This window comes from Azospirillum sp. Marseille-Q6669, from assembly GCF_965111635.1.
In genome coordinates, this window is record NZ_CBCOOP010000001.1 from 1,775,134 (window position 1) to 1,788,676 (window position 13,543).

At 69.2% G+C, this 13,543-nt stretch carries 15 protein-coding genes; 4 read left to right on the top strand and 11 right to left on the bottom strand.

What is annotated here, in order from left to right; translation table 11 throughout:
- Nucleotides 1-2 precede the first annotated feature (2 nt).
- Genes ACWPXE_RS07850 through mnhG form a run of 4 tightly spaced genes read left to right on the top strand, consistent with a single transcriptional unit; the run spans nucleotide 3 to nucleotide 2,783 of the window.
- On the top strand, nucleotides 3-1,622 hold the full coding sequence (locus ACWPXE_RS07850; RefSeq protein ID WP_454017358.1) for a monovalent cation/H+ antiporter subunit D: 1,620 nt from the start codon (nucleotides 3-5) through the stop codon (nucleotides 1,620-1,622).
- The gene (locus tag ACWPXE_RS07855; protein ID WP_454017359.1) at nucleotides 1,619-2,107 is read left to right on the top strand and encodes a Na+/H+ antiporter subunit E; all 489 of its coding nucleotides are present in this window, start codon (nucleotides 1,619-1,621) and stop codon (nucleotides 2,105-2,107) included. The genes ACWPXE_RS07850 and ACWPXE_RS07855 overlap by 4 nt, the downstream gene beginning before the upstream one ends.
- The gene (locus ACWPXE_RS07860; protein ID WP_174441421.1) at nucleotides 2,104-2,385 is read left to right on the top strand and encodes a K+/H+ antiporter subunit F; all 282 of its coding nucleotides are present in this window, start codon (nucleotides 2,104-2,106) and stop codon (nucleotides 2,383-2,385) included. The genes ACWPXE_RS07855 and ACWPXE_RS07860 overlap by 4 nt, the downstream gene beginning before the upstream one ends.
- Nucleotides 2,382-2,783 carry a monovalent cation/H(+) antiporter subunit G gene (mnhG, locus tag ACWPXE_RS07865; RefSeq protein ID WP_454017360.1) on the top strand — a complete coding sequence of 134 codons (402 nt, stop codon included), beginning with the start codon at nucleotides 2,382-2,384 and terminating at the stop codon, nucleotides 2,781-2,783. Before ACWPXE_RS07860 ends, mnhG begins: the two co-directional genes overlap by 4 nt.
- Nucleotides 2,784-2,823: 40 nt before the next feature.
- Here mnhG and ACWPXE_RS07870 read toward each other — a convergent pair whose 3' ends face one another.
- From ACWPXE_RS07870 to ACWPXE_RS07920, 11 genes are all read right to left on the bottom strand, one after another.
- Nucleotides 2,824-3,246, bottom strand: coding sequence for a VOC family protein (locus ACWPXE_RS07870; RefSeq protein ID WP_454017361.1), 423 nt, complete (start codon nucleotides 3,244-3,246; stop codon nucleotides 2,824-2,826).
- 138 nt (nucleotides 3,247-3,384) lie between these two features.
- Complete coding sequence (locus tag ACWPXE_RS07875) at nucleotides 3,385-4,557, bottom strand: porin (RefSeq protein WP_454017362.1); 1,173 nt, start codon at nucleotides 4,555-4,557, stop codon at nucleotides 3,385-3,387.
- A gap of 73 nt (nucleotides 4,558-4,630) precedes the next feature.
- Entirely contained in the window at nucleotides 4,631-5,458 is an 828-nt protein-coding gene (locus tag ACWPXE_RS07880; protein WP_454017363.1) for a hypothetical protein, read from the bottom strand.
- Complete coding sequence (locus tag ACWPXE_RS07885; RefSeq protein WP_454017364.1) at nucleotides 5,455-5,874, bottom strand: SET domain-containing protein; 420 nt, start codon at nucleotides 5,872-5,874, stop codon at nucleotides 5,455-5,457. Before ACWPXE_RS07885 ends, ACWPXE_RS07880 begins: the two co-directional genes overlap by 4 nt.
- 20 nt (nucleotides 5,875-5,894) lie before the next feature.
- Nucleotides 5,895-7,049, bottom strand: coding sequence for an SDR family oxidoreductase (locus ACWPXE_RS07890; protein ID WP_454017365.1), 1,155 nt, complete (start codon nucleotides 7,047-7,049; stop codon nucleotides 5,895-5,897).
- An 82-nt stretch (nucleotides 7,050-7,131) separates the two neighbouring features.
- Nucleotides 7,132-8,796, bottom strand: coding sequence for an ATP-binding cassette domain-containing protein (locus tag ACWPXE_RS07895; protein WP_454017366.1), 1,665 nt, complete (start codon nucleotides 8,794-8,796; stop codon nucleotides 7,132-7,134).
- A gap of 7 nt (nucleotides 8,797-8,803) precedes the next feature.
- Nucleotides 8,804-10,132, bottom strand: a complete 1,329-nt coding sequence (locus tag ACWPXE_RS07900) for a prohibitin family protein (RefSeq protein ID WP_454017367.1) — start codon at nucleotides 10,130-10,132, stop codon at nucleotides 8,804-8,806.
- A 1-nt stretch (nucleotide 10,133) separates the two neighbouring features.
- Nucleotides 10,134-11,843 (bottom strand): ATP-binding cassette domain-containing protein, encoded by a 1,710-nt coding sequence (locus tag ACWPXE_RS07905; protein WP_454017368.1) that lies wholly within the window; start codon nucleotides 11,841-11,843, stop codon nucleotides 10,134-10,136.
- A 9-nt stretch (nucleotides 11,844-11,852) separates the two neighbouring features.
- A complete protein-coding gene (locus ACWPXE_RS07910; protein ID WP_454017369.1) occupies nucleotides 11,853-12,614 on the bottom strand; it encodes a substrate-binding periplasmic protein in 762 nt (253 codons plus the stop codon).
- Nucleotides 12,611-12,781: a hypothetical protein gene (locus ACWPXE_RS07915; RefSeq protein ID WP_172428501.1), complete on the bottom strand. Its 171-nt coding sequence runs from the start codon at nucleotides 12,779-12,781 to the stop codon at nucleotides 12,611-12,613. Before ACWPXE_RS07915 ends, ACWPXE_RS07910 begins: the two co-directional genes overlap by 4 nt.
- 42 nt (nucleotides 12,782-12,823) lie before the next feature.
- A complete protein-coding gene (locus tag ACWPXE_RS07920) occupies nucleotides 12,824-13,339 on the bottom strand; it encodes a YcjF family protein (RefSeq protein ID WP_014197918.1) in 516 nt (171 codons plus the stop codon).
- Nucleotides 13,340-13,543: the final 204 nt, after the last annotated feature.

The window sequence follows — 13,543 nt, forward strand, 5'->3', positions numbered from 1 at the left end:
GGATGAATCATCTGGTGATCGCGCCAATCATCATCCCGCTGCTGGTCGGCGCCCTGCTGATGCTGATCGACGAGCGGCGGCGGGCGCTGAAGGCCACCCTCGGCGTGGCGTCGGCGTCGGCGCTGCTGGCGCTGGCGGTGCTGCTGCTCTATCTGACGGACCACACCGCCACCGGGGCGGACGCCACCGTGCGCGTCTACCGGCTGGGCGACTGGCCGTCGCTGTTCGGCATCGTCCTGGTGCTCGACCGGCTGTCGGCGATGATGCTGGTGCTGACCGGCATCCTGGGGCTGTCCGCCCTGGTCTTCGCGCTGGCGCGCTGGCAGAAGGCAGGCGCCCATTTCCATTCGCTGTTCCAGTTCCAACTGATGGGTCTGAACGGCGCCTTCCTGACCGGCGATCTGTTCAACCTCTTCGTCTTCTTCGAGATCATGCTGGCCGCCTCCTACGGGCTGGCGCTGCACGGCTCCGGCCTCGCCCGCGTCCGCGCCGGGCTGCACTACATCGCCATCAACCTGGCAGCGTCCCTGCTCTTCCTGATCGGGGTGAGCATGATCTACGGCGTGTCCGGCACGCTGAACATGGCGGAGCTGGCCGTCCGCATCGCCGCGGTGGCGCCGGAGGACCGCGGCCTGCTGGAGGCCGGGGCGGCGATCCTCGGCGTCGCCTTCCTCATCAAGGCGGGCATGTGGCCGCTCGGCTTCTGGCTGCCGAACACCTACACCACGGTCGGCGCGCCATCGGCCGCGATCATCTCGATCCTCAGCAAGGTCGGCATCTACGCCATCATCCGGATCTGGCTGCTGGTCTTCGGCGACAGCGCCGGGACCTCGGCGGGGTTCGGCGGGCACTGGCTGCTGATCGGCGGCGTCCTGACCATTGCCTTCGGCTCCATCGCGGTGCTGGCGACGCAGAATCTGGCGCGGCTGGCCGGCGCGAGCGTGCTGGTGTCCTCCGGCACACTGCTGGCCGCCGTCGGCGCCGGGCAGGTGGCGGTGACCGGCGGCGCCCTGTTCTACATGACCAGCTCCGTCCTGGCGATCGCCGGGCTGTTCCTGCTGATCGAGTTGGTCGAGCGCGGCCGCATGGTCGGCGCCGACGTGCTGGCGGTGACGCGCGAGGCCTTCGGCGAGGGCGAGGACGAGGAGTCGGACGACGACGACGCCATCGGCGTGTCGATCCCGGCGATCATGGCGATCCTCGGCATTGCCTTCATGGCCTGCGCGCTGCTGCTCGCCGGCTTGCCGCCGCTGTCCGGCTTCCTCGCCAAGTTCGCCATCCTGGCGCCGATGCTGGCGCAGGGGGCGGAGGGGCTTCCCTTCACCACTTGGGCGCTGATGGCCGCGCTGATCCTGTCCGGCCTGGCGACGGTGGTCGCGATGAGCCGCACCGGCATCGACGTCTTCTGGGCGTCGCCCGCCGGCGACCTGCCGCGCGTGCGCCTCGTCGAACTCGCGCCGGTCATGATGCTGCTGGCGCTCTGCGTGGCGCTGACCGTCCAGGCCGGGCCGGTGATGCGCTACATGGAGGACACCGCCCGCTCCCTTCACGGGCCGGAACGCTACGTCCAGGGAGTGATGACAACCGCGGCGCCGGGAACCGGCAAGGGGGTTGCGCCATGAAGCGCTGGTTGCCCTATCCGCTGTTGACCGCCGCGCTCGTGGCGATGTGGCTGCTGCTGACCGAGAGCGTGGCGCTGGGCTCCATCCTGATGGGCGGCATCCTGGCGACCGTTGCGGTTTGGGGATTCGCGGCGCTCGACCCGCCGGGCGGGCGGCTGAAGCGGCCGCGCGCCGCCTTCACGCTGGCCGCGCTGGTGATCGCCGACATCGCCCGCTCCAACCTCGCAGTCGTCAAGATCATCCTCAACCCGCGGAAGACGGAGCGGGTGTCCGGCTTCCTCCACATCCCGTTGGACATGCGCGCGCCCTACGGTCTGGCGACGCTGGCCTGCATCATCACCGGAACGCCGGGGACGATCTGGGTGGAGTACAACTCCGCGAACAACACGATCCTGCTCCACATCCTCGATCTGGTCGACGAGAGCACTTGGATCGACACCATCAAGGGACGGTACGAGAAGCGCCTGATGGAGATCTTCGAATGACCGCCACGCTGCTGCTCTGGTCGATCTTTCTGGCGCAGATCATGCTGGTCGCCGCGATGGCCTGCGCGACCTTCCGCGTGCTGCGCGGGCCGCGGGCGCAGGACCGGGTGCTGGGGCTCGACACGCTCTACGTCAACGCCACGATGCTGCTGCTGACCTTCGGCATCCGCACCGGCAGCACGCTCTATTTCGAGGCGGCGCTGATCATCGCGCTGCTCGGCTTCGTGGCGACGGCGGCGCTGGCCAAGTTCCTCATGCGCGGAGAGGTGATCGAATGACTCATCTGGCCGATCTGCCGGTCTGGGCGGCGATCCCGGTGGCGCTGTTCCTGTTGCTCGGCTCCGGGCTGGCGCTGATCGGGTCCATCGGGTTCGTGCGGCTGCGCAGCTTCTACGAGCGCGTCCACGCCCCGACGCTGGGCACCAGCATGGGCATCGGCTTCGTGCTGCTGGCCTCGATGCTGTGCTTCACCGTGCTGCAGTCGCGACTGGTGCTGCACGAGATTCTGATCGCGGTCTCCATGCTCGTGACCACACCGATCACGCTGATGCTGCTCGCCCGCGCCGCCCTCTACCGCGATCGCAGCGAGGGCAGCGACGACGTGCCGGCGGCCCCGCCGGCCCCGCCGGTCCAGACCGCCGCTCCGCCGGCCCCGGACGCCGCTCCGCCGGTGTAGACTGTCCTCCAGTACGTCAGGTCGCCTCGACCTTTGGCAATCAGGTCGCCTCGACCTGGGCGAACATGCCGGAGTCGTTGGTGAAGCTCTTGAACTCCAGCCCGTTTCCGGAGGGATCGAGGACGAAGAAGGTCCCCTGCTCCGACGGCTTGCCGGGGTAGCGGATCTGCGGCTCCAGAAGGAAGGTCGCGCCGGCGGCCTCCAGCCGCGCCCTCAGCGCGTCCCACTCCGGGCGCGGCAGCACCGCCCCGAAATGGTGCAGGGGCACCGCCTTGCCGTCGACCATGCTGGTCTCGGTCGAGCGCGGCTCGGACGAGCGATGGGCGGAGATCTGGTTGCCGAAGAAGTCGAAATCGATCCACCGCTCGGTGGAACGCCCTTCGCGGCAGCCCAGGACATCGACGTAGAAACGGCGGGTTTCCTCGATGTCCCTGATGGGAAAGGCGAGATGAAACGCGAACACCGGCGCACCCTTTTGACGTTGGTTCGGGTGCTCAGGGTAGAACGCGCTCCGTGGTGCCAACAAACGATTTAAGCGGGGGCCAACCCCGCGAAAACGCTGCGGCCCTGTCAGGAACAGGGGCCGCAGCGGTTCCCGTTGTCAGAACGCCAGACGGGTGTCGAGCATCACGATGTGCGCGCGGTCCTTCAGGTCGCCACCGTCGGGGCGGGCCGCCTGCAAGGTGGATTGAACGTAGTCGTACTCCAGCCCGGCGGTGAAGCCGGGGGCGACGGTCCAGGTGACGCCGCCCTGCCAGATGTCCGCCTTGCTCGGCGTGGACATGGTCGCGCTGTCGTTGCCCAGCGCCCGCAGGTAGTTGGCGGCGAACAGCAGCGGCCCGGCGCTGTACTGCGCGCCGAAGATCCAGTTCTGCTGCGCCCGCGTCTGGGCGAGGCCCTCGGCGTAGCCGCTGTCGCCGCTGTAGGCGTAGCTGGCGCCGACCTTCACCGGCCCATAGCCGACGTTGGCCCCGACATGGACGGAGTTCAGGTCCTCGAAGGACTGGCTGACGACGCCATCGGTCTGGCGCACCGCCTTGCCGGTCGCGTAGAAGGCGCTGCCCTCGATGCTGAAGTCGCCGACCGCGGTCTGGAAGGCGGCGCCGGCCTCGACCACGTCGCGGAAGGACAGCAGGTCGCCCAGTGCGTCGGTCGTGCGGCGGTTGACCGAGCTGTTGGAGTCGCCGCTGCGCGGCATGTAGGACACCGCCGCCGACAGGCCGCCGAAGCTCGGCGTGATGTAGACGAACTTGGTCCCGGTGTCGTAGGCGATCAGCGTGCGCAGGCTGGTGGCGGCCAGCGGCAGGGCGCCGAAGGTCGAGGAGCCGTTCAGGAACAGGATGCCGTTGCTGTCCGGGCTGCCGGCCACGCCCTCGACGTTCGGGCCGATCATCCCGTACTCGTCCGACAGGCCGTTGATGACGCCGGCCTGGATCGTGCCGAAGGCGCCGTTGGCGAAGAGGAAGGCGCGGTCGTTCTCGATGTTGCGGGTCGAGACGGTCGGGTCGCCGTTGCCCGCCACGATGCGCAGCCGCGCGCCGTAGGTCAGGCCGTTGTCGGCGGTGGCCGTCGGGGTGACGACCAGACGGTAGCGGTTGGCGAACTCGCGCGAGCGCAGGCCCTCGTCCTGCTGCTGGCGGATGTAGGCGCCCTGGAAATAGGCGTCGCCGCCGAGGATCAGATCGAAGCTCGGCTCGGCCAGGGCCGGAGCCGACGTCAGGGCGGCGAAGGCGGTGCCGGCGAGAGCGGCGGCGCGAAGGGACAAGGTGTTCATGGGCGTCGTCATTCCAGGGTCGAGGCTTGCGGAAATGGTGTCGTGTTGTCCCCTCTCCCCTCTGGGGAGAGGGTTAGGGTGAGGGGGTTGCGCTTGTGCCGAGCGTTCCGCTGCGCACAACCCCCTCACCGGCCCTTCGGGCCACCCTCTCCCCAGAGGGGAGAGGGTTGTTAGGAAACCAGCGGCGGCCGAAGGCGGTGAGGTTGTCGTCCTGCAGCCGGGCGAGGCAGAGGACTTCCACGCTGTCGGCCCAGCGCGGGTTGATACGGCGGAACTGGGCGACCGCCGGGCTGTCCAGCTTGGCCTCGCTGATGGCGCGGGCCTCCTCGGTCAGGCCGTAGCCCTGCCACTGCCAGTCCACGGTGCCGGTCTCGGCGTCGTAGTACTGGGCGAAGCACTCCCGTCCGATGTGGTCGCGGAACGCCCGGTCGAGGGCGTCGGCGGGCTGGTCCGGATGCGGCGTGTGGCGGACGAACAGCATCGGCATGTAGCGGTAGGAGCGGTAGCCGACTGCGCTGTAGCTCCAGTACCACAGCCGTCCCGAGCGGTCGGCGCGGGCGCGGGCGACCATCTCGGCGACCATCGAGCGCACCAGCTCGTTCGACCCCCAGAAGCGGCGCTCCAGGATGCAATGGGCGGTGTGGAAGACGCCGACGGCAGTGCCGTCGATCTCCGTCGCCTGCCGGTAGACGGTGGCGAAGCCGACCAGTTCCCCGGTCCCGGCGTCCTCCTGCAGCACGCAGTGGTCGAGGTCTTCCAGCTCCTCGTTGAAGTAGTCCTCGCCGTAGCCTTCGAACCAGACGCTGAGCAGGGCGAACATCGCCGCCCGGCGCTCCGGCGTCAGGGCGGCCGGCTCGACGAAGCTGGTCCGCAGGGGAGGACGCGCCGCGGGCGTGGTCATCCCTCGGCCCCAGCCCCGGTCAGATAGAGCGCCGCCCCGGCCTCTCGCACGTCGGCGCAGATGTCCTCATAGTTGCAGGTGATCTCCTCCCCGGCGGCGATGTCGCGGCAAGCGACGAAGCGCCGCCAGTCGCCGGGATCGGCCCGCCCGATGGATGGACCGTCGGCGTGGTTGAGGAACCGGGCGTCGTCCCCCGGCAGAAGGACGCCGACCCCTTCGATCACGCAGCCGTGGAAGTCGAGCAGCCGGGCGACCTGGGGAAACTCGGCCAGCACGGCGTCGTCGGGCGCCAGCAGGCGGTCGATGCGGGCGTCGAACGCCCACACCGGGGCGCCGGCGGCGACCGCCTCCTCGGCGAAGAGCCCCAGCCCGTGGATCGGGCTGGAGGCGACGCGGGTGGGGATGAGGAGCGGCATGGCGTCCTTCCGGGGTGACTTCAGGCGGCGGCGGTAGCGGTGGCCAGCGACTCGTCGAACTCGAAGCTGGCGGCGTCGTCCACGAACTGCTCGGCGATGGTCGTGCCGGGGTTCGTCAGGCAGACGCCGATGTAGTCGGCGAAGCGCGGCGGCGGGGTGAAGCCCTCGGCGAGCAGGCGGCTGTTGTCGAAGGCGATGTCCTGCGCGGTGAAGCGGTGGTACTTGCGCCCGCCCGCCATCATCGTCCGGTGCAGGATGTCGCGCTGCGGGAAGGCCAGCCGGAAGGCACGGTCGAAGGGCTTCCAGCCTTCCGGACCCTTCGGGTCAAAGAAGCTGTAGGGGCGGGTGCCCTCATGGCCGTGGGCGGCGAAGGCGGCCTGGAAGTCGCTCCAGGTCGTCCGGCTGCCGAGGCCGGCGGAGAGGTGGTAGAGGTTGTGCTTCAACTCGGGCTTGCGCAGCAGGTCGTGCAGCCGGGCCGAGGCCCAGTCCACCGGAACGATGTCGATGAAGCCGTCCGGCGAGCAGGGCAGGACGCCGGTGCGGTCGACCAGCCGGAAGAACCAGAAGATGCTGGCGCTCGGGCGCACGCCCATCGCAGTGTGGCCGACGACGATGGACGGGCGGCAGACGACGATCGGCAGGTCGGGGAAGCCGGCGGCCAGGGCTCGTTCCGCCGCCGCCTTGCTGCGGGTGTATTCGACGATGTGCGGCGTGTCGTGGCCGGGGGCCGGGGCCTCCTCGACCATCTCCAGCCACGGCGTCTCGCCGCAGCAGAAGGCGGTGCCGATGTGCAGGAAGCGCTGGAGATGCTTCATGCGGCGGGCGCGGGCGGCCAGCGCCAGCGTGCCGTCGACGTTGATCTGCCAGACCGAATGCCGGCTGTCGAAGGAGGTGTCGGCGGCGACGTGGACGATGTGCGTCACCGCGTCCAGCCGCGGGTCGGCGCTGGTCGCCAGCGACTGCAGGTCGCCCGGAATGATCTGGCAGAGATCGGCGTAGGCCTGGGCCGTGGCGCGGTCGACGCAGCGCATGAGGTTGGTGGCGAGACGGGCGCGGCAGGCGGCCTCGTCGGCGCCGCGGATCAGCAGCAGGCAGTCCGCCGCGGTCCCGTTCTTGACGGCGTCGAGGTAGAAGGAACCACCGAGAAAGCCGGTGCCGCCGGTGAGAAGGATCATGGTGTGCCTCTGTCTCGCGTCTGGGGGAGGGGAGGGTGCGGTTGGTGGCTTGGACCGACTGGCCCCGATCCGCTGGTCTGGATCAGGCGGGCAGCAGGCCGGGGGCCGGAAGGGCGGGGGTGTCGAGCCGGCGGATACCGCCCTGCTCCACCTGGATCTGCACGTCGGCGGCGTCGAAGTACGCGTCGTCGTGGGTCACGGCGATCACGGTGATGCCGCGCGCCTTCATCCAGGGAATGATCTCGCGGTAGAATTTCCGCCGGAAATAGGGGGACTGGTCGGCCGCCCACTCGTCGAGCACCAGCACGGGCTTGCGCTCCAGCAGGGCGGCGGCCAGCGCGAGGCGCTTCTTCTGCCCCTGCGACAGGTCCACCGTCGTGAAGGCGCGGTCCTCGACCGCCACCTTGTCGGACATCTCCAGCAGGTCGAGCAGCTCGTCGGCGAAGCCGTCCTCCAGCGACACCGCGCCGTAAAGCTGGCGGGTGACGTGGTTGTCGGAGAAGACAACGGAGAACAGGTCGCGGTAGGAGCCCAGCGTGTCCGCCGTCACCACCGCGCCGTCCACCGTCAGGTTGCCGCGCTGCGCCGGGTAGAGGCCGAGCAGCATGTGGATCAGCGTGCTCTTGCCGGCGCCGTTGTGGCCGGTGACGAAGACGACGTCGCCGCGCTCCACCCTCAGGTCGATGGGACCGACCGTGAAGGAGCCGGTGCCGTCGCGCCCGGGGTGGCGGTACGCCGCGCCGTCGAGCGCGATGGTGGCGAAGTCGGCGAAGCCGGTCGGCGGCGCGTCCTTGGCCCGGCGCTGGGCGGGGCGGGGCGGGGCCTTCAGCTCCGCCTCCACCGCCAGATATGAGCGGGCGGCGGTCTCGGCGCTGATGTAGGAGGGGTAGGAGGCGACGATGGTGATGACCGGGTAGGCGATGAAGGCGGCGGCGTGGCCGGCCAGCACGACGGTCGTGATGTCGGTGTTGGACACCGCTGGCAGCAGGAAGATGATCCCGGCCAGCGCCGCGTAATAGGTCAGCTCGCTCAGCGTGAAGTAGTGGCTGTACTCGGCGCCGAAGCGGTGGCGCTCCGTCCGCAGCGCCTCGGCGCAGGTGGTGGCGTCGGACAGCGCGTTGGCGGCGCGGCGGCGGTTCAGCTTGCACTCGCGCAGGGTCTGCAGGATGTGGTCCGACCGCTCCGACAGCGCGCCCTCGGCCTCGTGGATCGTCTCCGACAGCCGCTCCAGCCGCAGGACCGAGCGGGTGATCAGGATGCCGCCGACCGTCAGGAAAGCCAGCACGATCAGCACCGCGGCGTTCGACAGGGTGGCGAGGTAGAGCAGGCAGAGGATGATCGCCGCGACCGACTGGAAGCTGATGACCAGCGTCGGCACCGCCTGGGCGAGAAGCTGAAGCTCCGGCCCGGCCACCTGGGCGAGGCGGGTGGAGCCGACCGCCATGGCGTCGGGCAGGTCGGCGGCCACCGCGCGGCGCAGCAGGTCGACGCGCAAGATGGCCAGCGCCGCCTGCATCCGCTTGGACGCTGCGCTCATCATCCAGCCCTGCGCGAACCGCCAGGAGAAGGCGGACAGCAGGAAGATGAACAGCAGACGCTGCAACCCCTCCGGATCGTCCATGATGACCAGCGCGCTGTTCAGCGAGGTCAGCAGGGCGAGGTTGAGGGCCGCCGCCAGGACCGCCAGCAGCATCAGCGGCTGCATGTTGCGCAGGGCGTCGCGTCTCAGGATGCGCCAGAGATCCATCGCCGGCTCACTTGGACTGGATGAGGTCGAGCAGGCGGGACGGCGACATGGTCGACAGGATGGGGGCCGCGGCGGCCTTTCCGTCCTTGGCCGGCCCGGCGGCGGCCCCTGCTGCTGCGCCCCCCTGCTGCGGCTTGACGCCGGGGACCGGTGCCGTCGGCGCGTGGCCCGCCGTAGCCGGCGCGGGCTCGGCGCCCGCGGTGTTCAGGCTGGGCATCTGGGCGACCGGCACCTGTCCGGGGGTGCCTTCGCCGCTCAGCGAGGGAAGCTGCGCGGCGGGCGGCACCGGCAGGCCGCTCGGCATGGTGACCGTCGCGGCCCCCGCCTGCGGCGCACCGGGGGCGGGGGCGCCCGGCATCGGGAGGGTGGCGCCCTGGCCCGAGGCGGCGTCGAGGATCAGCGGCAGCCCGCCGCTGGCGGCGTTGCCGATGACGACGATCTTGGCGTTGGGCGAATGGGCCAGCTCCAGCGTCGCCTCGATGCCGCGCCAGCGCAGGTAGTTCTCGGTCAGGTTGGCCTGGACCGTCTCCTGGAAGGCGCGGATGCCCTGGCCTTCGAGCTGCTTGCGCTGGCTCTCGAACAGCTCGCGCTGCAGGCGGAACTGGTATTCCTGGGCGGCCTGGTCCTGCTGGATCTTGCGCTCGATCGACACCATGATCGCTTCGGGCAGCGAGACGTTGCGGATCAGGATGTCCTGGATCAGCAGATAGCCGGTCTTGGTCCGCCCGTCCGGCTTCGGCGTGTCCTCGGCCCCGATGATCTGGGCGTACATCACGCGGTCGGCGACCTGCTCGAAGGTCTCGGTCTGAACGCGCAGGCGGCGGTGGGCGTAGAGCTCGTCGGCCTTGAAGCGCGACACGATCTCGCGCGAGACCGACCCGACCTCCGGCACCAGCAGCACTTCCAGATAGTTCGGCCCGACGTTCTTGTGCAGGGCGGCCAGCATCTCCGCGTAGGGGCGGTAGCGCACCGTGATCTCGATGCTGACGTTCAGGCCGTCGTTGGCGATCGCCGAGTAGGAGCGGGTGTCCTCCTGCAGGCGCAGGTCGTAGACCTCGATCTTGTCCCAGGGGAAGATGACGTGCACGCCCTCGGCCAGGGCCGGAGCCATCTGGGTGCCCTGGTGGAAGCGCTTCCACAACACGCCGCCGTGGCCGGCGGGGATGAAGACGACGATCGACGGCGCGAAGTAGAGGAAGATCAGAATGCCGACCAGCAGCGTGCACAGCAGCGACCGGCGGTGCTCCTCGTACCAGTTGCCGAGCAGCGCGCGCAGGCGCGACTTCGGCTGCGGCGTCGCGTCGGCGTCGTCGTAGGTGAAGGCCTGGTCAGCCATGTCACGCGGTCTCCTGGAGCAAAGCCGTGGCGGGGCGGGGCGCGGCCTTGTCGGCCGGCGCGTCCATCTGCCCGTTTGTCATGTGAATGGTCACGTCGCAGACCGACGAGGCGTTGCCGTCGTGCGACACGAAGATCACGGTGCGGCCGAGCGCCCGCAGCTTGCCGATGATCTCGTTGGTGAAGCGGGTGCGGAACTCGGCGTCCTGGTCGGACGTCCATTCGTCGAGGATGATGATCGGACGCCCCTCCGCGACCGCGACGGCCAGGGCGACGCGGCGCCGCTGGCCCTTGGACAGGTCGCGGTTCAGCAGGCCGTCGCCGGTTTCCGGAACCAGATGATCGATCTTCAGATAGGCCAGCATCTCGCGGAACAGCTCCGCGTCGAAGGTCGGCCCCTGCGGCAGGCGGGTGAACAGGTGGTGGTCCTGGAACACCGCGCAGAACAGGTCGCGATAGGACTCCAACCGGTCGCCCTCCACCGCCTGCCCGTCGAGCAGCACCTGCCCCTCGTCCGGGCGGAACAGCAGCGGGATGACGCGCAGCAGGGTGGACTTGCCCGACCCGTTGGCGCCGACGATGCCGACGACGCTGCCCGCCGGGATGGTCATGTCGATGGGACCGATCACGAAGGGCTCGGGCCGCAGCCCGGCGCGGTAGGCGAAGCGCACGCCGCGCAGCTCGATGGCGGAGAAGCGGCGCGGCGCGCGGGCCAGCTTCGACGGGGCGTACTCCGCCGCCGGCATGGCGGCCAGCAGGGTGGTGAGCTGGTTCGCCGCATCCTCCGCCGCGATGTAGTCGGGCACGGCGTTGAGGAACTTCGACAGCGGCCGGGCGAGGAACAGGATGACCGAGGTCACCAGAGGAAGCTCCGCCGCCGACAGCGCGCCCATGCGCGGGAAGATGAAGACGAAGACCGCGGAGAAGCCGATGACGATGGTGGCGATCCAGGAGAACAGCTCGCCCAGATTGCGCCCGTGGCGCCGCTTCAGGTCCTCCCATTGGGCGACGTCGGCCTCGACCGCCTGGGCCAGTTCGTCGCGCCGCGCCTTGCCCAGCTTGATCTCGGCGTTGCCGCCGACGATCTCGGAGAAGCCCTGGAGCATCCGCACCTCGGACTCCTTGGCCTGGCCCAGCAGGGCGCGGGTCCGCTGTGCCTCGCGCACGTACCAGCCGCCGATCATCGCGCCGGCCACCAGAAGCAGGGTGGCGCCCACCGTGGTCAGCGTCCACAGGTAGAGGTAGGCGACGACCGCCACCAGCATCATGTTGGCGGCGATCGACAGGTTGGGCAGCAGCGCCGCGATGCGCTCCAGATGGTGGTTGCCCAGATCGAAGGAGCGACGCGCCTGCATGTCGAGGATGTCGGCGTGGTTGCCCAGCGTGACGGTCTGCAGGAAGCGCCGCCGCACCCCGGCCAGCGCGCTGAAGCCGGTGGTCAGCACCAGCCCGACGAAGCGCTTGCTGAAGGCGTAGGAGACCAGCAGCGACAGGCAGAAGATCAGGAAGGGCGTGTCCAGCACCTCGCCGCGCATCCAGCCGTTCAACTCGGCGCTGAGGCTCATCAGGCTGATGAGGTTGGCGGTGGCGGCGACGCAGCCGGTCACCACCAGCCGGGTCAGGATCTCACGGTCGGCCAGCCCGATCAGGGGCAGCAGAGCCGAGACGGGCCGGCTGGGAGCGACACGCTTGGTTGTCTTGCTTTTGCTCATCGCTCCGCCTCACTCCGCCAGCCAGGAGTCGAGGATGCGGGTGATCGTGCCGTTGTCGCGCAGCTTGACGAAGGCGGCCTGCAGCCGCTCGGCCTTCTCCTTGCGCGCCTTGGGCATGGCGATGTAGCGGGGGATCAGGCCAAGCGGCTTGGGCAGGACGCGCACGTCCTTCAGCCGCCCGTCCTGCTTGGCCATGTGGTTCAGCACATGCAGGTCGCCGACGATCACGTCCACCCGGCCCAGGATCAGGCGGCGGAAATTGACCACATTGCTGCTCGACGGGACCTTTTCCAGATAGGTCGCGGCGTCGAAGTCCGGCGCGTAGGCGAAGCCGTCGACCACGCCGATGCGGTAGGGGGTCAGGTCCTCCAGACGCTCGAAGGCGATGGGAGAGTCCTTGCGCACCATGAAGACGGTCGTGCCGGTGCGGAACGGGCCGATCATGTTGTACTGCGCGAAACGGGCGGGCGAGGCGATGAACTGGAACCCGACGTCGGCGGTGTTCTCGTCCATCGACCGGACGACCTCGGTCCAGGACAGCGGCCGGTGGACCGGGGTGATGGTCAGCTCCTTCAGCAGGGCGACGACGATCTCGGTGTCGATCCCCGTGCGGGTGCCGTTGAAGGAGTAGTTGTAGGGCGGGAAATGGTCTTCCGACGCGATGGTCCAGTATTCGGCGCGCGCCGGAAGGGTCGCGGCGAACAGCGCCAGCAGGACCGGCAGCAGGAGCCGCAGGGCCGGGCGGAGGATGGACGCCGTCGCCGCCGTCATGCCTTCGCCCGCTTCTTGCTGCGGGTGGTTAGCAGGATCATCACGAGAAGGGCGCCGGGCGGCGTCAGAACCACCGCCAGGAAGGCGTAAAGCAGGAAGCCGCCGCGGCGGCCGATCCCCAGAAACCCGACCAGCAGGCAGAGACCGATGTAGATCAGCTCGAACACGGCGATGCTTCCTTCTTTGCCCGGCGCCCCGGCGTCGTGCCCTTAGCCGGCCTTCTGGACCGGTTGCTCTTCCATCTGCGGCGCCGCGGCGGGGGCCTCGCCGGCCTCGTTCTTGGCGGCGTCGTTCCGGGCGGCCTCGAACTCCTTGCGGAAATGCTCGCGCATCGTCTCGACGTCGAAGTCCAGCAGCGTGCCGCCGGTCTCGAAGTGCTGCGCGAACACGCGGCCGAGCGCCTGGGTGGCGGCCAGCGACAGGGCCGGCATGACGGCGACGCCCAGGGCGGTGCCGATGAACGGAACGGCCTTCACGGCGGAGCCGAGCACGCTGGAGCTCAGCGCGCCGGGCATGACGCCGCCCATCAGCGCGCCGATGATCGCGCGGGTGCGCTCCTGCGCGAACTCGATCTCATAGAGCTTGGCGAGCTTATGGATCAGGTTGAGCTGGGCCACGCTGACCGCGGCGACGTCCGCGCCGGGAACGGGGATGAGTCCGAAGGCACCCGAGGCGTAGCTGTGATACTTGATCAGTTCCTGGGCGCGCTTCTTGCGGTCTACCATGATCCGAAACCTTTCGAGGGACAGGTGAGGTTGATTTCAGGTGGAAACGGTAAGCTCAGACACACGTCTTGAGACGTTATGCGTCGCAAATTTGGCATTCCGAAAGAAACAAAGCATCGCCAATCAACCGCTGCCTAAGCGATTGGTAAAAAAATGCCCCTATTGCCGCTGGTAAATTAGAGAGTGGTTCTTGGGACTGTCGTT